Genomic DNA, 19,696 nt, shown 5'->3' on the forward strand with positions numbered 1-19,696 from the left:
GCGGCGGGCGGGCGCTCAGCTCACAACACGACGGGCGTGCGCAGCAGCGCGAGCTGACGCTCGGGCGCGCCCATCTCGGCGGAGATCGCGGCGGCGCTCGTGCGGACCGCCGTGATCGTCCGTTCGCGCCGCGCGTCGCCGAGCACGTCGGCGCGGAAGCCAGTGACCGAGATCCCGCCGCAGCAGCGACCGGTCGCGTCGAAAACCGGCGCCGCCGCGCACGCGATCCCCTCGTACTCCTCCTCGTCCTCGATCGCGTAGCCGAGCCGCGAGCTCTCCTCCAGCTCCGCGAGCGCTCTGCGCGATCCGCGGCCGCTGCCGACGAGGGCGATCCGCCGCTCGACCGGCAGGAACGCCGCGATCGCCTTGCCGATCGCGGTCGTGCCGAACGGCACCGCGCGCCCGACAAACGTGTGGAACTGGACGAACGACGGCCCGGCCGCCTTCGCGAGGTAGATCACGTGGTCGTTCTCGAGCACCCCGGCGCTCGCTGGCATCCCCAGCTCGTCGGCGAGCTGCTCGATGTGCGGCTGGGAGCTCTCGGCGAGGCCGAGCCGCACGATCAAGCGCGCGCCGAGCTTGTAGATCGCCAGCGTCGGCTGCCAGTGGTGGGTGCGTCCGCTGACGTGCTCGACGGCGTAGCCGCGCGCCTCCAGCGTGCGCATGATCGCCGAGCAGCTCGCCAGCGGGACGTCGGCCCGGGTCGCGATCTCGGTCAGCGAAAGCGGCCGCTCGGACTCGGTCAGCAGCTCGAGAATCGTCAACGTGCGATCGGCGGCCGGAGCCTTCGATCTCGTCGCTCTGCTTCTGTGTCCGTTCTCGCTCATGGGAGGAGTCGCGAGAGGGTAGCGCCCAGCACCGCCGCACGTTCCTGTTCCTCGAGCGGCCACTCGTCCATGCGTGCGCGCTCGATCGCGGGGTCGGTGTTCGGCTGGTCGGTCGAGAAGACCAGCCGGCCCGCTCCGACCGGCGCCGCCGCCAGCCCGGACAGGACGACGTCCCACGGCCCGTAGGCCGTGTCGGCGTACAGGTTCTCCGCGCGCTCCAACGCCGGGCGCGCGTCGAGCCAGAAGTCGGTCGCGCCGCTCTTGCCCATCACGAACGCGCACTGCGGGTGACGGACCGCCAGCTCGGCGAGCTGCAGCGGGAGCGCGAACGACGGCGTCCCGGTGCGCACGTAGACCGGCCAGCCGCGCGCGACCGCGTCCTCCACCAGCAGGTCGACCTGGCCGTCGAGCAGGTCGAAGCCCTGGATCGCCGGATCGAGTGCGAGCGCGACCGCGCCGTCGTCAGCCGCGCGCGCCAGCTCGGCGAGCGCGCGCCGCCCGCGCCAGGGGCTCGCGACCGCGTAGGCGAGCAGCCGCCCGCCGCTCGCCCGCGCGGCGTCGGCGACGAGCGTGTTGCCCTCGCGGTGGTCGACCGCGAGGCAGCGCTCCGGCGGCGAGACGAGCGCGCGGTCGATCCCCAGCCGATCCATCGTCGCCAGCAGCTCGCTCGTCGTCAGGCTCGCGTCGCGGCCCGTCCCGAGTCGCACATGCGCGTCGAGCACGTTCATGCGCCCGCCTCCCGCGCCAGCCCGAGCGCCGCGAGCGCGTCGCGATGGACGATCGCCTCGATCTCCTCCGCCGGCACGCGCGGCAGGCCCGAGCCCGCGACGACGTCGTCGACCGACCGCAGCGCCGCGATCGTCTCCGCCGTCGTCGCGATCGGGAAGTCTGAGCCGAGCAGCAGCTTGCCCATCGCCCCCCACTCCGACGCCAGCCGCAGCGCCTCCCAGAACGACCACGGCCGATACGCCAGCCCCGAGACGTCGGCGTAGACGTGCGGGTGCTTGCGGATCGTCACGATCGCGTCCCGCTGCCACGGATGGCCCATGTGCGCCATCACGATCCGCAGCTCGGGGTGCGCGATCGCGATCTCGTCCATCGTCAGCGGATGCGCGTAGCGCAGCGGCGCCTCGCGGATCGGCGACGCGCCCTGGTGGAAGAGGATCGGCAGGCCGTGCTCCTGCGCCCATGCGTACAGCTCGAACGCGCCCGGGTGCAGCGGGTCGAAGCGCTGGTAGTTGGGGCCGAGCTTGACGCCGCGCAGGCCGAGCTGCACGCGGCAGCGCTCGGCCTCCTCCAGCGCGCGCGGCGCCGTCGGGTCGACCGACAGGAAGCCGATCCGGCGCACGGGGTCGGCGGCAGCGAACTCGGCCGTCGCCTCGTTGACGCGCGCCGGGTCGGTCGGAATCCCGGTCTCGGCGAGCGGGTCCGGAAGCGCGATGTTGAAGACGATCGAGACGTCGGCGGCGGCGACCTGCTCGTCGTAGTCGGCCCACGCGTTCGTCGTCCTGACGGTGCGATCCGGCCGCCAGCGGTCGTACTCGCGCCGCTCGGCGACGGGCACCGCGCCGCGGTGCGTCGGGGTGTGGGTGTGGACGTCGACGATCATCGTGCCTCGGAAGGGATCGGGTTCAGGGCGCGCGCGGCGGCGGCGAAGGCCGGCAGCGCGTCCTCCGGCGCAAGCGTGAGGTTGTAGAGCGCGACGCCCGCCGCGCCGGCGTCGCGCAGCGCGCGCGCGTCGGCCGCGAGCGCGGACGGCGTCCGCTGCGGCGCCCAGTTGACCGACGCGGTCACCGGCAGCTCGCCGGCGAGCGGTCGCAGTGCGGCGAAGTCGTCCACGAGAGCGGCGCCGCTGCGCGTGCCGAGCCCGAGCAGCACGCCGTCGGCGGCGCGCAGCGCCGTCGGCGAGAAGCCCTGCAGCGCGACGGTCGCCGGATCGCCGAAGGCGCACGGTCGCAGCACGGCGCCGCCGGCGTGGGCGGCCGCGGCCGCGCCGGCGATCAGCGGCTCCAGCAGCCGCGCGCGCACGTCCGCGAGGCGCACGTCGAGCGTGGGCGGGACGAGCAATGGAGATCCGATCACGCTCACGGTGGTCGAATCTCCACTCCTCCCCGCGCCTGAGCGGGTCGGCGCGGGCGCGAACGGCGGGCTGGCCGCCGCGCGCGTCGCGTGCGCCAGCTGCTCCGGGTCCTCGCCCTCCGCCGCGATCGCGGCGCGGCAGCTGGGGCAGAAGCACTGCGCGCCGTAGCGGGCGGCGGCGCGCGAGACCGGTTCGAGCGCGAGCGTGATCGTGTACGCCGGCTCCCACGCGGGAAACGCCGCGGCCTCCAGCTCGACGGCCTCCGGCGCCAGCTGCGCGCAGACGTCCTCCACCAGCTCCGCGACGTACGCGCGCGCCGCCGGGTGCGCGGGGCAGAGCGCGTGCCCCGCCGGCGAGCCGTCGGCCGTCTGCGCGGCCGCCTCCGGCAGCGCCGCGAGGAGCCGCTCGTCGTGCAGCGCGACCAGCCACGCGTGGAAGCGGAGGCCGCGCCGGGCGCACGCCTCGCGCAGCTCGTGCACCGCGCGCACCTCGTCCGCGCCGGTCGTGCACACCGGCGCCAGCGCGCCGTAGCGCGCACGCTCCGGCGCGAACGCCGTGTGGCCGGACCCGCAGACCGAGATCCGGCCGTAGCGCGGGAAGACGCGACGCGCACGGTGGTAGGCGAGCGCGATGGCGATGCCGCCGAAGCCCAGCTCGGCGACGTGCGCGGCGAGCGCGTCGGGCCCCGCGAGCGCGGCCTCCTCCGGGTAGGCGAAGACGAACGACGGCGGCGCCCCGCTCACGCGAAGCTCCCGTCCAGCTCGGCGGGCGGCTCGACGCCGAGGCCCGGGCCGTCCGGCAGCCGCGCCCGCCGGCCGTCGATGTCGAGCGGCACCCGCGCGACGCGCTCGGCGTAGTACATCGGCCCGGCGATGTCGGACGGGATCGTCTCGCTCAGCCCCTCCAGCGCGCAGGCGACGTGGAGCTGCGCGGCCGCGCCGAGGTCCGCCTCCATGTTCGAGCCGATGATCGTCTGCAGGCCGAAGGCGGCGGCGAGCCGGCCCTGTGCGACCGCCCGCTCCAGGCCGCCGCTCTTGCCGACGTAGACGCTGACCGCGTCCGCCGCATCGGCGCGCACCACGCGCGCGAGGTCGCCGACTGAGTAGACCGACTCGTCGACCAGCAGCGGCACGCCGCGACCGCGCAGCTCGCGCAGGCCGTCGAGGTCGTCGGCTGCGACCGGCTGCTCGACGAACGCCGGGCGGTCGGCCGCCGTCAGCGCGATCGCACGCGCCGCGTCGGCGCGCGACCAGCCGCAGTTGGCGTCCATCCCGAGGAAGGCGTCGCGGCCGGCGAGCTTGCGGGCGAGCGCGAAGCGCGCGGCATCCTCGTCGGGATCGAGGCCGACCTTCAGCTTGAACGCACGGAACCCGCGCGCCACCGCGGCGGCGTGGTTGGCCTCAAGCGCCTCACCGCCACCGCTGAGCGACAGCTTGACCGGCACCTCGGTCCGGAACGGCCCGCCCAGCAGGACCGCGACGGGGAGCCCGCTGCTGCGCCCGAGCGCGTCCCACAGCGCGGCGTTGACGCCGGCCTTCGTGAACGGGTTGGCGCCGAGCGCGCGATCCATCCGCGCGCTCAGCGCGGCGACCGGCGCCAGCGGCTGGCCGACGAGCGCCTCGCGCAGGACGGTGCGGACGAAGTGGGCGGCGGACGCGCCGTCCTCCCCGCTCCAGATCGGCGTCGAGCTGACCTCGCCGTGGCCGACCGCACCGTCGCTGCACTGCACGCGCACGAGCGCGAACGGCGAGCGGTCGTGCACGCCGGCGGCGCCCCGCACGACCAGCTCTGGCGCGACTCGCGGCGAGAACTCGGCGACCTCGACGGCGACGACGGATGGGATCGGGTGGGCGGCGCTCATCGTCCCACCTCCAGCGGCAGCCGCAGCAGCCGTCGCGGGTTGTCGGAGACGATCGCCTGCCGCAGCTCCTCCGCGATCGGGAGCACGAGCAGCTCGCGGATCCGCTCGGCGGCGAACGCCTGGCGCGGCCCGCTGCCGAGCCCGGCGTCGGTGCCGAACAGCAGCCGGTCGGCCGGGCAGCGCGCCGCGATCGCCCGCATCCCGACGTTGGGCGTGCCGCAGAGGCACGCCCACAGGTTTGGCGTCGCGTTGACCGCGGCGATCGCCTCGCGCCAGTGGTCGTGCAGCCCGCCGTGGCCGAGCACGACCGGCGCACCGGGGTGGCGGCGCGCGAGCGCGGCGATCTGCAGCGGCGTCGAGTACGGCGGCGTGCCGTCGTGGAACAGCATCGGCTTGCCGTGCGCGGCGGCGACCTCGGCGACCGGGTCCATGCACCCCTCGTGCGGGCAGAACGCCTGGATCCACGGGTGGAACTTCATCCCCGCCATGCCGAGGTCGGTCAGGCAGCGCTCGGTCTCCGCCGCCGCGTCCGCTCCGCGCGGGTCGACGGTGCCGAGCGCGACGAGGCGGTCCGGCACGTCGGCCACCCAGGCGGCGAGCGCGTCGTTGGCCGCGGGCGACGGCTTCCAGAGGCCGTCGAGCGTGAAGACGACGCTCAGCTCGACACCCAGCTCGTCCATCGCCGCGACGTAGTCGGCGGCGCTGTAGGGACGCGTGTCGTAGCGGGCGCTCGACCCGCCCGCAGACGGTTGGTGGACGTGGAAGTCGATCATGCGGGCGCCTCCGCGACCGCGTCGATCGCGCGCGCGACGGCGTCGGCGAGGCGGTCGAAGGCGGCTGCGCCGGCCGCCGCGTCGGCGCGCCGCGGATCGTCGGTGAAGCCGTCGATCTGCGCCCACAGCCGCGGCGTCTCCAGACGCAGCCCGTCGACCGCCGCAGGCAGCGTCCCGGGCGAGGGGCGCAGCGCCTGCTCGCGGACGCCGTCGGGGCGCAGCGCGCCCATCAGCGACGTCTCGAACGCGCCGGCGTGGCCGGGGAAGTGCTCGCCCCACGCGCCGTCGACGGGCGCCAGCGCCCAGTAGTCGGCGGCGGCGACGACGATCCCGTGCAGCCGCGCGGCGTCCGCGGCCGCCTGCGCGCACGTCGCGCTGTTGCCGCCGTGGCCGTTGAGCAGCAGCAGGCGCCGCGCACCGGACGCCGCCGCGCTCTCCAGCAGGTCGGCGAGGACGTGCGCGAGCGTCGCCGCCGTGAGCGACAGCGTGCCGCCGAACGGCAGATGGTGGTGGGAGGCGCCGAACGGCAGCGTCGGCGCGAGCACGACGCGCTCGGGCCGCGTCGCGCGCGCCGCGCCGGCGGCCGCGACCGCCTCGGCCGCGAGCGTGTCCATCGCCGTGACGAGGTGCGGCCCGTGCTGCTCGGTCGCGCCGATCGGCAGCACCACGACCGCCTCCGGCAGCAGCGAGCGCAGCTCCTCGCGCGTGCGGTCGGCCCAGCGTACGGCGGTCATCGGGTCCTCTCCATTCGTCGTGCCAGTCGTTCGGTCAGGTCGAGCGCGGCGATCCCGTCGGCGAGCGTCGGTATCGCGCTGCGGCCGTTGGGTCCGGCGACCGGCTCGCCGCGGCACAGCGCGACGAAGCGGTCGAGCTGGCGGCCGAAGCAGCGCGTCGTGCGGTCGCCGGTCCCGACCATGTCGGTGACGGCCGCACGGCCGGCGACGCGCAGCGCGAACGTCACGATGTCGATCGACGCGCAGCCGCCGGCGCCGCGGATGGTGATCTCGCTCGCGACCTCCGCCGGCAGCAGCCAGCCGATCTCGAGCTGCACGCGGTGGCCGCGCGGGTGGCGCAGGCTCGCGCCGCAGAGGTTGTCGGCCGGCAGGTCCGGCAGCGTGCGCAGCGACCACGCGTGCTCCACGTCGAGCTGCGCCGGGCCGAGCAGCACGCGCAGCCAGTCGGCCACGTGCGCGCCCTCGTGGATCACCGGCAGGCCGTGCGCCAGCGTCGCGCGCAGGCGTGCGGCGTGCTCGCCGTCAGCGGGGTCGTCCAGCTCGTCGTAGACGACGACGCGCACCTGCAGCGGCCCGCCCAGCGCGCCGGACGCGATCAGCTCGGCGAGCCGCTCGACCGCCGGGTCGTGGCGGTACGTGAAGCCGACCTGCAGGCGCGCGGCGAGCGCGGGCGCGAGCCCGTCGAACGCCGCCCGCGCGGCCTTGACGCTCGTCGCGATCGGCTTCTCGGCGAGCACGAAGCGGCCGCGCTCCAAACCGTGACGGGCAAGTCTCGGGGTCACCCACGGCGGCGTCGCGACGACCCACGCGTCGATCGCCTCGTCGTCGGCGATCGCGTCAAGCTCGGCGATGACGGGGACGCCGGGGACGTCGAGCAGCGCACGCGCGGCGGCGGCGGGCTCGACGACCGCCGCCAGCTCGACCGCGGGATGCGCGAGCAGCGCCGGCAGATGCGCCGCCCGCCCGATGTCGCCCGCACCGACCAGCGCGACGCGCACCGGCTCCGTCGCGTCGCTCATCGGGCGACCGCCACGATCGCGTCGACCTCGACGTCGAAGCCGTTGAGCGAGCAGGCGACGACCGTGCGGACCGGCTTGACCTCCCCGAACCACTGCTCGTAGACCGTGTTGAACGCGGCCCAGTCGCCGATGTCGGCGAGGTAGACCGTCACCTTCACCGCGTCGCGCAGCGTGCCGCCGCCGGCGTTCGCGACCGCCTCCAGGTTGGCGAGCGTCATCCGCGTCTGCTCCTCGATCGTGCCGCGCACGATCGTCCCGTCGGGCGCGACCGCCGCCTGGCCGGCGAGGAAGAGGAAGCCGCCGGAGACGATCCCCGACGAGTACGGACCGGCCGGCCCCGGTGCGCTCGGCGGCGCGTGGACCTGCGTGCGCAGCGGCTCGGCGGCGCTCATCGCAGCGCCTCGGTCGCGGTCGCGGCGCGGCCCGCGGGGCCGAGCGGCCGTCCCGTCAGCTCGCCGCGATAGCCCATCCGCCTGAACAGCCCCGCCGCGGCGCGGTCGGCGCCGGCCGCGATCTCGGCCGTCTCGCCGCCGGTCAGCTCGCCGTCCTCCAGCACGACGCGGCCGTCCACGACGACGCTGCGGACGCTGCGCGCACGCGCGCCGAGGACGACCTGCGCGAGCGGGTCGAAGCTCGGCCGCATCTCCGGGACGTCGTCGGTGCGGAGCACGAGGTCTGCGCGCTTGCCGGCCTCCAGCGAGCCGATCTCGCCCGCCAGGCCGGCGGCACGCGCACCGCCGATCGTCGCCAGCTCGAACGCGTCGAGCGCGGTCATCGCATCGCGCGCGCCGAAGCGCTCGCGCTGGGTCAGCAGCGCGACGTACGCCTGCTCGCCGACGTCGAACGCGTTGGCCCAGTTGGAGGCGTCGGAGCCGAGCCCGACGGCGAGGCCGCGCCGGTGCAGGTCGAGGTGGCGGCCGGTGAGCGTCCCGCCGACGCCCCACAGCATCGAGCCGGTCGGGTTCCACGCGACCGCGGGGCGGCAGCGCTCGAGCGGCTCCAGCTCATCGTCGCGGACGAAGTTGAGGTGGCCGAGCAGGACGCGCTCGCTGAGCGCGCCGATCCGCTCCAGGTGCACGAGCGCGTGGCAGCCGCAGCGGAGGTCGTGCGCCGCGGTGTCGTCGGCGGCGTACGACTGGTGCTGGTTGAGGATCACGCCCTCGCGCTCGGCGAGCGCGTGCGCGGCGAGGTGCAGCTCGTCGCTGGAGGTGCCGATCCCCTGGATCGCGACGTGGCCGCGCACGAGCGCGTCGGGGTCGGCGTTGCGGCCCAGCTCGCGCCCGAGCACGTCGAGCGCGCGCTCGTGCGTCGCGGCGATGCGGTCGAAGCCGAGCCCGCCGACGTCCATCACGAACGGGTCGCCGAGCAGCGCCCGGATCCCCAGCCGCTGCGCGGCGGCCGCCGCCGCGTCGGGCTCGAACGCGGTGCCGGCCTCGACGAAGCAGGTCGTGCCGTTGCGCAGCATCTCCGCGACCGACAGCAGCGCGGAGGCGTGCTCCTCCTCGTCGTCGATCAGGTCGGCGTAGGGGAACTGCGCCCGCGCGAAGACGTCGATCGGGCAGGCGTCGCCGAAGGCGCCGCGCACGAGGTGGAACGTGACGTGCGCGTGGCAGTCGACGAAGCCGGGATGCACGGCGGCGCCGCGTGCGTCGATCGTGCGCGCGGAGCGGACGCGCTCCTCGACCTCCTCGGCGGGGCCGACGGCGACGATCCGCGAGCCGGCGACGGCGACGGCGCCGCGCGGGTGGATCGTGCGCTCGGCGTCCATCGTGATGACGTACGCGTCGCGGATCAGCAGGTCGACGGCGCGCTTGGCGTCGGACTCCATCGTTCAGGCTCCGGGGGTCGTGGTCGGTCGTGCGGCCGGCGTCGTCGCGCCGTCGCGGTGGATCGTCGGGACGGCGGCGATCAGCTCGCGCGTGTACGCGTCGCGAGGGGCGCGGAATATCGTGTCGCGGTCGCCCCGCTCGACGAGTCTGCCGTGCCGCAGCACGACGATCTCCTGCGCCATGTAGCGGACGACGCCGAGGTCGTGCGAGATGAACAGGTACGTCAGCCCGAGCCGCTCCTGCAGCTCGTGCAGCAGGTTGAGCACCTGCGCCTGGACGGAGACGTCGAGCGCCGAGACGGCCTCGTCGAGCACCACCAGGCGCGGCTCCAGCGCGAGCGCCCGCGCGATCCCGACGCGCTGGCACTGCCCGCCGGAGAGCGAGCGCGGGTAGCGCTGCGCGAAGCGGCCGCCGAGCTGGACGAGGTCGAGCAGCTCGGCCGCCCGGCGGCGGCGTTCGTCGCGCGCGACGCCGTGGATCGCGAGCGGCGCCTCGATCGCCTGCGCCACCGTCTGCCGCGGGTTCAGCGAGGCGACCGGGTCCTGGAAGACCATCTGCCGCTCGCGGCTCAGCGCCCGCGCAGGCCCGCGCGCGAGCCGGGTCACGTCGGCGCCGTCGAAGCGCAACGCGCCGCCGTCGGCCGCCTCCAACCCCGTCACGACGCGGCCGAACGTCGACTTGCCTGAGCCCGACTCGCCGACGAGGCCGACGGTCGTGCCGGCGGCGATCTCCAGCGACACGTCGTCGACGGCTACGACGCCACCTCCGGCGCCGTCGTAGCGGCGGACGATCCCGCTCGCCTGCACGAGCGGCGGGCGCGCGGCCGGCGCCGCGGCCGGTTCGCTGTTCGGGGTCATGCGACCGCCTCCACGTCGGGGGCGTGGAGATGGCACTCCACCGTCCACTGCTGCTCGCCGCCGAGCGCCACGTCGGGCGGCGCGACGGCGCGACAGCGCTCCAGCACGGCCGGGCAGCGGTCCTGGAAGGCGCAGCCTCGGGGGATCGCGGCGGGCGCCGGCGGCTGGCCGGCGATCGTCGTCAGCGGGCGGCCCAGCTCGACGTCGAGGTCGCAGATCGCGCCGAGCAGCATCTCGGCGTAGGGATGGCGCGGCCCACCGAAGAACGGCCCGGCCGGCGCGCGCTCGACGATCCGGCCCGCGTACATCACGCGGACCTGCTCGCACGTCGCCGAGGCGAGCGCGAGGTCGTGGGTGATGAACAGCAGCGCGGTCCCGCGCCGCTGCGCGAGCGCGACGAGCGTCTCCAGCACGCGCGCCTGCGTCGTGACGTCGAGCGCGGTCGTGCACTCGTCCGCGATCAGCACGCGCGGCTCGCCGACGAGCGCCATCGCGATCATCACGCGCTGACGCATCCCGCCCGAGAACTGGTGCGGATGGTCGTCCAGGCGCGTCGCGGCACGCGGGATCCCGACCTCGTCGAGCAGCTCCGCCGCGCGCTCGCGGGCGGCGCGTCTGTCGATCCGCTGGTGCGCCCGCAGCGCGTCGATCAGCTGGCGGCCGATCGTGTGGACCGGGCTCAGCGACGTGAGCGGGTTCTGGTAGATCATCGCGACGCGGTCGCCGCGCAGCGCGCGCAACGTCCGCTCGGAGGCCCCGACCAGCTCGGCCTCCTCCAGCCGGATCGAGCCTGACAGCGCGCGCACGCCGCGCGGCAGCAGGCCCATCAGCGCGAGCGCGGTCAGCGACTTGCCGCAGCCGGACTCGCCGACGAGCGCGACGCGCGCGCCGGGCTCCAGCGAGAGGCTGACGCCGCGCACGATCGGAACCGCCGCGCCGTGCGCCGGCGCGGTGCCGAGCACGAGGTCGCGGACGTCGAGGACCGGACGCTCAGACATCGCTGCGCCCCCGCGACTCGAGCGCCGTCTCGACCTGGTCGCTGAGCACGTTCAGCGCCCAGATCGTCAGGAAGATCAGCAGGCCGGGGATCGCGACGTACGCGAACGACTGGTAGAGGTGCGTGTAGCCGTCGTGGACGAGCGTGCCCCACGACGCCTGCGGCGGTCGCACGCCGAGGCCGACGAAACCGAGGCTCGCCTCCGTCAGGATCACGCTGGCGGCGGTGACGGCCGCCTGCACCCCGAGCACGGGGCTGATGTTCGGCAGCACGTCGCGCAGGAACACGCGCGTGCGCGAGGCGCCGAAGCCGCGCGCCGCGGTGCAGTACTCGCGGTGCAGCTCGCCCAGCACCGCGGCGCGCACGACGCGCGCCACGAACGGCGCGTGCAACACGCCGAGGACGGCGACCATGCCGGCGATCGAGCGGCCGACGGCACCGACCAGCAGCATCGCGAACAGCATCACGGGGATCGCCATCAGCGTGTCGGCGCCGCGCATCGCGACGTCGTCGGCGAGGCCGCCGCGCATCGCGCCGATCCCCGCCCACACGATGCCGAGCGCCATCGCCAGCAGCGTCGCGCCGAACGCGATGCCGAGCGACAGGCGTCCGCCGTAGAGCAGGCGCGAGAAGAGGTCGCGGCCGACCTCGTCGGTGCCCGCGAGGTGGTCGAGGCTGACGGGGGAGAACGGCGCCGCGGTCTGGATCTCGTCGAAGCCGTACGGCGCGATCAGCGGCGCCAGCAGCGACGCGAGCACGAGCAGCGCGAGCACGCCGGCGGCGAGCGCGCCCGCGGGCGAGCGCAGCACGGCGCGCACGAGATGGCCGCGGCGGCGGCCCATCGGCAGGTTCGCGACCTCCGCGCCCATCCCGACGGTGGCGCTCATGCGATCGCCGCCTGACGCAGCCGCGGGTCGATCGCCAGCGACAGCAGGTCGACGACGAGCGTCACGAGGATGAACGCGACGGCGGCGGTCAGCACGACGCCCTGCGCGACCGCGTAGTCGCGCATCGTGATCGCGTCGACGCCGAGCGACCCGATCCCGGGAATGCCGAAGGCGTACTCGACGACGACCACGCCGCCGAGCATCGAGCCGACGATCGTGCCGACGACGTTGAGCGTCGGCACCGTCGCGTTGCGCAGCGCGTAGCGGCGCACGATCTCGCGGTCGGAGAGGCCCTTGCCGCGTGCGGCGCGAGCCCAGTCGGTCGCGAGCGCCTCGATCAGCGCCGCCCGCAGGAAGCGCGCGATCGGCGCCGCGACCGCGATCGCCATCGTCAGCACCGGCAGCACCATGTGGCGCAGGTTCTGCACCGGGTCCTCGGCGAAGGAGACGAAGCCGCGGCTCGGCAGCAGGCCCCATCTGACGGACACGAGGCTGAGCAGCATGATGCCGACCCAGAACGGCGGCAGCGCGATGCCGGCGCTGGAGGCGACCGTCAGCAGGCGGTCCAGCGCGGAGCCGGGCCGCAGCGCCGAGACCATCGCCAGCGGCACGGCGACGAGCACCGCGACGACGAGCGACAGCAGCGCCAGCTCGATCGACGGCTCCAGGCGGCCGGCGATCAGCGAGGTCGTCGACTGCTGGCTGAAGTAGCTGGCGCCGAGGTCGAGCTGCAGCGCGCCCGCGAGCCAGTCGCCGTACTGGACGACGAGCGGCCGGTCGAGCCCCAGCTCGGCGCGCAGCTGCGCGAGCTGGGCGGGGTCGGAGCCGACCGAGACGCCGAGCCGCGCGAACGTCGGGTCGCCCGGCAGCAGGTGCAGGCCGAAGAAGATCACCAGCGAGGCGAGCAGCAGGATCCCCAGGCTGGTGAGGACGCGGCGGCCGATCGCGCTAGTCACCGACCGTCACCTGCTCGAAGCGCCCGTACCCGGTCTCGTCGAGGAAGATCCCCGAGACGTCGTCGCGGACCGCGACCGGGAAGCTCATCATCGTCGCGACGCTGACCGGCACCTGCTCGGCGAAGATCCGCTGCGCCTCCGCGAAGCTGGCTCTCGCGGCGGCCTCGTCGGTCGCGGCGACGCCGGCTTCGACGGCGGCGACGTATCTGGGGTCGTCGAAGTTGCACTCGCAGATGCCGGGGAACCACTGCGCGAGGAAGATCCCAGGGTTGTGCGGCGCGACGTAGACCGTCGGGATGATCGTGTCCGGCCACTTCTTGCCGGCGGGCGCGAACTTCGCCAGCCAGGCGTTCAGCTCGACCGACTCGATCTTCAGCTCGATCCCGATTCTCGCCAGGTCCGAGCGCAGGATCTGGCCCATCGCGGCGAACTCGGGATAGCCCTCCGAGGGGGCCCAGTAGGTCAGCCGCTCGACGCCGACCTCGTCGAACAGGCGCTTGGCCTCGTCGAGGTCGAAGCGCGTCTGTGGCAGGTCCGCATCGAACCACGGGCTCGTCTTCGACAGCGGCACGTTGGCGGTCGCGACCTCGGTCTTGCCGGCGAACGCCGTCGCGACGATCGCCTCGCGATTGGTCGCGAGCGACAGCGCGCGGCGGGCGCGTACGTCGTCGAACGGCTTGGAGGTGTTGTCCGGCATCAGGATCGTCGCGTCGCCGGGCCGCGGAGAGACCTCGACCGAGATGCCCGCGTCCTGGAGGCTCTCGACGTCGGCCCACGGCACCTGGAAGAGCGCGTCGAGGTCGCCGGTGCGCAGGGCGGTGACGGCCGCGGTCGTGTCCCGCGCGCGGGTGAACTCGAGCGTCCCGACCGCCGCCGGCTCGCCCCAGAAGTCGTCGCGTCTGCTGAGCACGACCGACTCGTTCGCGTTGAAGCGGTCCAGCTCGAACGGGCCGGAGGCATTCGGCCGTCTGTTGATCGCTCTGAGGTTGTCGGGGTCGGCGACCATCGCCAGCGTCAGCGCGCCCAGCAGCGTGCTCGCCGGTCTCGCGAGGGTCAGCTTCAACGTCGTCGCGTCGACCGCCTCGATTCTCGCCAGTCTCGGGATGTAGGAGCCGAACACCCAGGCGGTTCTCGGATCGGTCGCGCGCTTCAGGTTCGCCGCGACGACGCTCGCGTCGATCGGCTTGCCGTCGGCGAAGGTCGCGTCCTCGACGAGTCTGAACGTGTAGGTGCGGCCGTCGTCGGAGACGTCCCACGACTCGGCCAGCTCTCCGACGATCTCGCCGTCGGCGTCGTGCTTGACGAGCGAGGACCAGAGCGTGTGCATCAGCGAGGCCTCCATCGGCGAGACCAGCTTGTACGGGTCCAGCTGCGGGATCCCCGTCACGGCGCCGACGGTGACGCTGCCGCCGCCGTCGGCGCTGCCGCCGTCGTCCGGCGAGGAGCCGCCACTGCCGGCCGCGCTGCCATAGCCGTCGCCGGAGCCGCCGCCCGAACCCGAGTCGGATCCGCTGCCGCCGCAGGCTGCGAGCAGGAGGCAGGCGAGGAGCGCGAGGAGCGCGCCGGCGGCACGCGAGCTGCGTCTGGTCATGATGGTGCTCTTTCTGGTGCGGGAACGGCCGTTGGGCGTTGGTCGGCTGGGGGCGCGTCGGGCGGCGTCGGCTCCGGGACGGCGGCGAGCAGCTCGCGCGTGTAGGGGTGCTCCGGCCGCGCGAACAGCCGCTCGCGCGTGCCGGTCTCGACGATGCGGCCGCGCTGCATCACGGCGACGGTGCTCGACATGTAGCGGACGACGGCGAGGTTGTGCGAGACGAACAGGTAGGTGAGGCCGAGGCGGTCCTGCAGGTCGCGCAGGAGGTTGAGGATCTGCGCCTGGATCGAGACGTCGACCGCGGAGACGGCCTCGTCGAGCACGATCAGATCGGGCTGCAACGCGATCGCCCGCGCGATGCCGACGCGCTGGCACTGGCCGCCGGACAGCTCGTGCGGGTAGCGGACGGCGAACGCCGCCGGCAGCCCGACGAGCGCGAGCAGCTCGCGCACGCGCTCGGCGCGCGCGTCGCGGCCGATCCGCTCGTGGACCGCCAGCGGCAGGCCGACGATCTGCCCGATCGTCTTGCGGCGGTTGAGCGCCGCGACCGGGTCCTGCAGCACGATCTGCATGTGCCGGCGCTGCGCGCGCAGCGCCCGCCCGCCGAGCTCGGCGAGGTCGTGGCCGGCCACGCGCACGCTGCCCGCCGTCGGCCGGTCGAGGCCGAGCACGAGCCGCGCCAGCGTCGACTTGCCGCTGCCGGACTCGCCGACGAGGCCGAACGTCTCCCCGCGCGCGATCGTCAGCGACACGTCGTCGACCGCCTTGTGGACGTCGTGCCGGCCGATCGGGTAGTGGCGGCTGAGGTGCTCGACCTCGACGAGCGGCGCGCTCATCGTGCGCCTCCCGCCGTCACGTGGCACGCGGCCGTCCGGCCCGGGCCGGCGTCCAGCAGCGGGGGACGCTCGGCCTCGCAGCGCGTGACGGCGCGCGCGCAGCGGGGCCGGAACGAGCAGCCGGCGGGCAGCTCGCCGGCTGTCGGCGGCTGGCCCGCGAGCGCCGGCATCGGCAGCGACGGGTCGGCGTCGAGCCGGCAGACCGACCCGAGCAGCCCCTCGGTGTAGGGGTGCAGCGGCGTCCGGTAGAGGTCGCCGAGCGGCCCGGTCTCGACCAGCCGGCCGGCGTACATCACCTGCAGCCGGTCGCAGAAGCGCGCCGCGACGCCGAGGTCGTGCGTGATCAGCACGACCGCCACGCCGCGGGCCTCGGCGAGTCTCAGCAGCAGCTCGAGGATCCGCGCCTGCGTCGTCACGTCGAGCGCGGTCGTCGGCTCGTCGGCGACGATCAGCTCCGGATCGGCGCTCAGCGCCATCGCGATCACGACGCGCTGGCGCATCCCGCCGGAGAACTCGTGCGGGTACTGCGCGACGCGGCGCTCGGGCTCCGGCACGCCGACCTCGGCGAGCAGCTCGACCGCGCGCCGCTTCGCCGCCGCGGGCGCGACGTCGCCGTGTGCGCGGATCGCCTCGACGAGCTGGTCGCCGACGCGGCGCACGGGGTTCAGCGCCGACAGCGGGTCCTGGTAGACCATCGCGACGCGGCACCCGCGCACGCCCGCGAGCTGCGGCTCGGAGAGCGTGACGACGTCCGTGCCGTCGTGCAGCGTGATGCTGCCGGCGGCGATCCGCACCGGCGGCTCCAGCAGCCGCATGATCGCCAGCGCGGTCAGCGACTTGCCCGAACCGGACTCGCCGACGAGGCCGAGGCGCATCCCGCGCTCGACGCGAAACGAGACGTCATGCACGAGCCGGCGCACGCCGTCGCGCGCCGCCACGTCGATCGCGAGCCCGTCGACGGTCAGGGCGGCGGTCATCGCTCCTCCTCTCGGGGGTCGAGCACGTGCTGCAGCTGCGTGCCGAGCGTGTTGAAGGCGAGGATCGCGACGAAGATCGCGACAGCCGGGACGACGGTCAGCCAGACCGAGCGGTAGAGGCTGGCGTAGCCCTCCTGCAGGAGCGTCCCCCACGAGGCGTCGGGCGGCTGCACGCCGAGGCCGAGGAACGAGAGGCTTGCCTCGATCCCGATCGCCCACGCGATGTTCAGCGACGCCTGCGCGATCAGCGCCGGCGACGCGTTCGGCAGCAGCTCGCCGAAGACGGTGCGCAGCGGCGAGACGCCGGTCGCGCGCGCGGCGAGACGGTAGTCCGAGCGCAGCTCCGCCAGCAGCGCCGAGCGCGCGATGCGCGCCGTCTGCGGCGCGAGCAGCACGCCGCTGACGATCGCGAGCGTCCAGGTGCTGGAGCCGAACGCGGCGACGAGGATCAGCGCGAGCAGGATCGCCGGGATCGCCATCCCGGCGTCGGCGACGCGCATCAGCGTCTCGTCGACGGCCCGTCCGCTCGCCGCCGCCACGAAGCCCCAGACGATCCCGAGCAGCATCGAGACGGCCATCGCGCCGAACGCGACGAGCAGCGTGATGCGCCCGCCGGCGAACGTGCGCGCGAGCAGGTCGCGGCCGAGCTCGTCGGTCCCGAGCAGGTGGGCGCCCGACGGCGCGGCGAGGATCTGGTTCGTGTCGATCGCCGTCGGGGAGCCGGCGATCGGCGTCGCCAGCAGCGACAGCAGGAGCAGCAGCGCGATCGCCGCCGCGGAGACGACGGCGGCGCGCCGTCGCGCGAGCCGGCGCAGCACGCCGGCGCGCCCGCCGTGCGCGTGCTCGGCGGCAGCCTCCATCGCAACAGTGGCGCTCACGCGTTCACCTCCCCGACGCGCAGGCGCGGGTCGAGCACGCCGTAGAGCACGTCGGTCACGAACGTGACGAGCGCGAAGATCGCGACCGCGAGCAGCACGACGCTCTGCAGCACGGCGTAGTCGCGCTTGAGCACCGCGTCGACGATCAGCGAGCCGAGGCCGGGCCAGCCGAAGACGTACTCGACCACTACGACGCCGCCGAGCAGGTAGCCGACGGTCACGCCGAGGTAGGTGAGGCTGGGGATCAGCGCGTTCGGCAGCGCGTGGCCGAGCACGACGCGGCGGCGGCGCAGGCCCTTGCCGGTCGCGGTGCGGATGAACGGCGCCCGCAGCGTCTCCGCCAGCGAGGCGCGCAGCAGCACGACGAGCGGCGCGGCGACGGCGAGCGCGAGCGTCAGCGCCGGCATCGCGATCAGCTGCAGGTTGCGCAGCGGATCGTCGACGAACGGGACGTAGCCGCGCGTCGGCAGCAGGCCCGCTTGGACGCCGAAGACGATCACGAACGCGATCCCGACGAGGAACGGCGGCGCGGCCATCAGCGCCGCGGTCGCCGTGTCGACCGCCCGCGCCGCGAGGCTGCCGGGCCGCGTCGCGCTGACGAGCGCCGCCGGCACGGCGAGCAGCAGGCCGAGCACGAACGCGAGCGCCGCCAGCTCGAGCGTCGGCACGATCCGCTGGCCGATCAGCGTCGTGACGGCGTACTGGCTGAAGTACGACTGGCCGAGGTCGCCGCGCGCGACGCCCCCGACCCATGACAGGTACTGCGCGACGACGGAGCGGTCGAGCCCCAGCTGATGGCGCAACTCGGTCAGCGCCGCCGGGTCGAGGTTGCGCGCACCGCCGAGCTTGGTGATCGTCGGATCGCCGGGGACGACGCGCAGCAGCGCGAACACCAGCAGCGACGCGAGCGCCAGCAGCAGGATGCTCGCGCCGAGGCGGCGCAGGACGTAGCCGCGCATCGTCGTCACGGCGCGAAGCCGGCCTGTTCGAGGTTGACGTTGCCCTGCGGGTCGACCCAGGCGCCGGTCACGCCGTCGCGCACGACCGTCTGGAGCGTCGAGAAGACGATCGGCATGATCGGCACGGCGTCGTTCTGCAGCTGCTGCATCTCGGCGTAGATCGCGTCGCGCTCCGCCTGCTCGCCGGTCGCGACCGCTCTGGCGGACAGCTCTCTCCAGCCGGGCAGTCTCGCGTTGCACTCGCAGACGCCCTCGTCGAGGAAGCTGAGCGCGTAGCTGGGAACGGTCGGCAGCGACAGGTAGTTGGCGACGATGCCGCCCGGGAATCTCTTGCCGGCCGGGTAGAACGTGTCGAGCCAGGTGCTGAACTCCTGGCGCTCGATCTTCATTCTGATCCCGATCTCCTCCAGGTTCTGCTGGAGGATCTGGCCCATCTGCACCCACTCCGGGTACTGGCCCGCGACCGTGTGGAACGTCAGCGTCGTGCCGGCGTCGACGCCGGCCTCGGCGAACAGCGCTCTCGCCTTGTCGAGGTCGAACGGGTAGGTCGTCAGCGAGCTGTCGAAGGCGGCGTTTCTGGGCGACAGCATCGACGCCGTCTCCGGCACCAGGCCCTTGCCGGCGTAGCCGACCTTCAGCATCGTCTCGCGGTCGATCGCGTGCAGCAGCGCCTGACGGGCGCGCACGTCGTCGAACGGCGGGCTGGTGTTGTCGACCTCCCAGTAAGCGCCGGCCGAGACGTCGTCGGGCTCCAGCGCCCGGCCGCGCGTCGCGGCGACGAGCCCGTCGACGTCGGCGGGCGTGACCGCCCACAGCACGTCGAGGTCGCCGGCGCGGAACGCGGTCGCGGCGGCGGTCGAGTCGGGCGAGCGGACGACGTCGATCTCGTCGAGCTTGGCCGGCTCGCCCCAGTAGCCGTCGTTTCTGAGCAGCGTGACGTGGTCGTCGGGGACCATCTCGCCGAGCTTGAACGGACCGGTGCCGACCGCGGTCTTGCTCGCGCTGGAGAAGCTTCTCGGCGCGATCATCTTGATCGTGCCCGAGGCGAGCGCGTCCGGCAGCAGCGCGTTCGGCGCTCTCAGCTTCAGCACCAGCGTCGTCGGCGCGGGCGTCTCGATCTTCGCGATCGTCTCGATCTTCGTGCGGTCGGGATTCGGGACTCTGGGGTCGAGCACGCGCTCGAGGTTGGCCTTCGCGGCCGCCGCGTCGAACGGCGTGCCGTCGTGGAATCTGACACCGTCGCGGAGCGTGAAGGTCCACGTTCTCTGGTCGGCGGACGCTCTCCATGAGGCCGCCAGGTCGGGTGTGGTCTCACCGCTTGGATCGGCCTTCGTCAGGCCGTTGAACAGCAGCGGCTGCACCACCAGCTGCTGCGCGGCCGAAAGCGTGTGCGGGTCCAGCTGCGAGATGCCCGCGGCGGTGCCGTAGACGAGTCTGCCGCCGGCTCTCGCCGCCTGCGTCGAAGCCGCCGTGTCGCCGGTCTCGCCACCGCTCGTACTGCCGCCGCCACCGCAGCCGGCCAGCACCGCGCAGCCGGCGGCGAGCACCGCCAGGTGCCGAATCTGAACCCTCATCCCATTCCCTCGTTTCGGTATAAAGAAACTACATACCGTATGTCGTAGTTTATGGGCGACG

The 19,696-nt window shown here is 74.3% G+C and carries 20 protein-coding genes; all 20 read right to left on the reverse strand.

Annotated features, from left to right (window positions below; translation table 11 throughout):
• Positions 1-20: 20 nt before the first annotated feature.
• The 20 genes from CWOE_RS25595 to CWOE_RS25690 are packed head-to-tail and all read right to left on the reverse strand — an operon-like array spanning position 21 to position 19,635.
• Positions 21-827 (reverse strand): IclR family transcriptional regulator, encoded by an 807-nt coding sequence (locus tag CWOE_RS25595; RefSeq protein WP_012936562.1) that lies wholly within the window; start codon positions 825-827, stop codon positions 21-23.
• Positions 824-1,555 carry an amidohydrolase family protein gene (locus CWOE_RS25600; RefSeq protein WP_012936563.1) on the reverse strand — a complete coding sequence of 244 codons (732 nt, stop codon included), beginning with the start codon at positions 1,553-1,555 and terminating at the stop codon, positions 824-826. The genes CWOE_RS25595 and CWOE_RS25600 overlap by 4 nt, the downstream gene beginning before the upstream one ends.
• A complete protein-coding gene (locus tag CWOE_RS25605; protein WP_012936564.1) occupies positions 1,552-2,436 on the reverse strand; it encodes an amidohydrolase family protein in 885 nt (294 codons plus the stop codon). Before CWOE_RS25605 ends, CWOE_RS25600 begins: the two co-directional genes overlap by 4 nt.
• Positions 2,433-3,650 (reverse strand): hypothetical protein, encoded by a 1,218-nt coding sequence (locus CWOE_RS25610; protein ID WP_012936565.1) that lies wholly within the window; start codon positions 3,648-3,650, stop codon positions 2,433-2,435. Before CWOE_RS25610 ends, CWOE_RS25605 begins: the two co-directional genes overlap by 4 nt.
• Positions 3,647-4,768, reverse strand: a complete 1,122-nt coding sequence (locus CWOE_RS25615; RefSeq protein ID WP_012936566.1) for a mandelate racemase/muconate lactonizing enzyme family protein — start codon at positions 4,766-4,768, stop codon at positions 3,647-3,649. Before CWOE_RS25615 ends, CWOE_RS25610 begins: the two co-directional genes overlap by 4 nt.
• Positions 4,765-5,541, reverse strand: coding sequence for an amidohydrolase family protein (locus CWOE_RS25620; RefSeq protein WP_012936567.1), 777 nt, complete (start codon positions 5,539-5,541; stop codon positions 4,765-4,767). Before CWOE_RS25620 ends, CWOE_RS25615 begins: the two co-directional genes overlap by 4 nt.
• The gene (locus CWOE_RS25625; protein WP_012936568.1) at positions 5,538-6,275 is read right to left on the reverse strand and encodes a creatininase family protein; all 738 of its coding nucleotides are present in this window, start codon (positions 6,273-6,275) and stop codon (positions 5,538-5,540) included. The genes CWOE_RS25620 and CWOE_RS25625 overlap by 4 nt, the downstream gene beginning before the upstream one ends.
• Positions 6,272-7,294: a Gfo/Idh/MocA family protein gene (locus CWOE_RS25630; RefSeq protein WP_012936569.1), complete on the reverse strand. Its 1,023-nt coding sequence runs from the start codon at positions 7,292-7,294 to the stop codon at positions 6,272-6,274. Before CWOE_RS25630 ends, CWOE_RS25625 begins: the two co-directional genes overlap by 4 nt.
• Positions 7,291-7,686, reverse strand: a complete 396-nt coding sequence (locus CWOE_RS25635; RefSeq protein WP_012936570.1) for a RidA family protein — start codon at positions 7,684-7,686, stop codon at positions 7,291-7,293. Before CWOE_RS25635 ends, CWOE_RS25630 begins: the two co-directional genes overlap by 4 nt.
• On the reverse strand, positions 7,683-9,122 hold the full coding sequence (locus CWOE_RS25640; protein ID WP_012936571.1) for an amidohydrolase family protein: 1,440 nt from the start codon (positions 9,120-9,122) through the stop codon (positions 7,683-7,685). The genes CWOE_RS25635 and CWOE_RS25640 overlap by 4 nt, the downstream gene beginning before the upstream one ends.
• Before the next feature lie 3 nt (positions 9,123-9,125).
• Positions 9,126-9,980, reverse strand: coding sequence for an ATP-binding cassette domain-containing protein (locus tag CWOE_RS25645; RefSeq protein WP_012936572.1), 855 nt, complete (start codon positions 9,978-9,980; stop codon positions 9,126-9,128).
• On the reverse strand, positions 9,977-10,978 hold the full coding sequence (locus tag CWOE_RS25650) for an ABC transporter ATP-binding protein (protein ID WP_012936573.1): 1,002 nt from the start codon (positions 10,976-10,978) through the stop codon (positions 9,977-9,979). The genes CWOE_RS25645 and CWOE_RS25650 overlap by 4 nt, the downstream gene beginning before the upstream one ends.
• Positions 10,971-11,864 carry an ABC transporter permease gene (locus CWOE_RS25655; protein ID WP_012936574.1) on the reverse strand — a complete coding sequence of 298 codons (894 nt, stop codon included), beginning with the start codon at positions 11,862-11,864 and terminating at the stop codon, positions 10,971-10,973. The genes CWOE_RS25650 and CWOE_RS25655 overlap by 8 nt, the downstream gene beginning before the upstream one ends.
• The gene (locus CWOE_RS25660; protein WP_012936575.1) at positions 11,861-12,820 is read right to left on the reverse strand and encodes an ABC transporter permease; all 960 of its coding nucleotides are present in this window, start codon (positions 12,818-12,820) and stop codon (positions 11,861-11,863) included. The genes CWOE_RS25655 and CWOE_RS25660 overlap by 4 nt, the downstream gene beginning before the upstream one ends.
• Complete coding sequence (locus tag CWOE_RS25665) at positions 12,813-14,411, reverse strand: ABC transporter substrate-binding protein (protein ID WP_012936576.1); 1,599 nt, start codon at positions 14,409-14,411, stop codon at positions 12,813-12,815. The genes CWOE_RS25660 and CWOE_RS25665 overlap by 8 nt, the downstream gene beginning before the upstream one ends.
• Entirely contained in the window at positions 14,408-15,247 is an 840-nt protein-coding gene (locus CWOE_RS25670; RefSeq protein ID WP_012936577.1) for an ATP-binding cassette domain-containing protein, read from the reverse strand. Before CWOE_RS25670 ends, CWOE_RS25665 begins: the two co-directional genes overlap by 4 nt.
• Positions 15,244-16,224 (reverse strand): ABC transporter ATP-binding protein, encoded by a 981-nt coding sequence (locus CWOE_RS25675; RefSeq protein WP_012936578.1) that lies wholly within the window; start codon positions 16,222-16,224, stop codon positions 15,244-15,246. The genes CWOE_RS25670 and CWOE_RS25675 overlap by 4 nt, the downstream gene beginning before the upstream one ends.
• Positions 16,221-17,102 carry an ABC transporter permease gene (locus CWOE_RS25680; RefSeq protein ID WP_012936579.1) on the reverse strand — a complete coding sequence of 294 codons (882 nt, stop codon included), beginning with the start codon at positions 17,100-17,102 and terminating at the stop codon, positions 16,221-16,223. Before CWOE_RS25680 ends, CWOE_RS25675 begins: the two co-directional genes overlap by 4 nt.
• Positions 17,099-18,061, reverse strand: a complete 963-nt coding sequence (locus CWOE_RS25685; RefSeq protein WP_012936580.1) for an ABC transporter permease — start codon at positions 18,059-18,061, stop codon at positions 17,099-17,101. The genes CWOE_RS25680 and CWOE_RS25685 overlap by 4 nt, the downstream gene beginning before the upstream one ends.
• A 5-nt stretch (positions 18,062-18,066) precedes the next feature.
• A complete protein-coding gene (locus CWOE_RS25690; protein WP_012936581.1) occupies positions 18,067-19,635 on the reverse strand; it encodes an ABC transporter substrate-binding protein in 1,569 nt (522 codons plus the stop codon).
• Between the last annotated feature and the right edge of the window lie 61 nt (positions 19,636-19,696).

The sequence above is a fragment of the Conexibacter woesei DSM 14684 genome (genome assembly GCF_000025265.1).
In the GTDB taxonomy this organism is placed as follows: Bacteria; Actinomycetota; Thermoleophilia; order Solirubrobacterales; family Solirubrobacteraceae; genus Conexibacter; species Conexibacter woesei.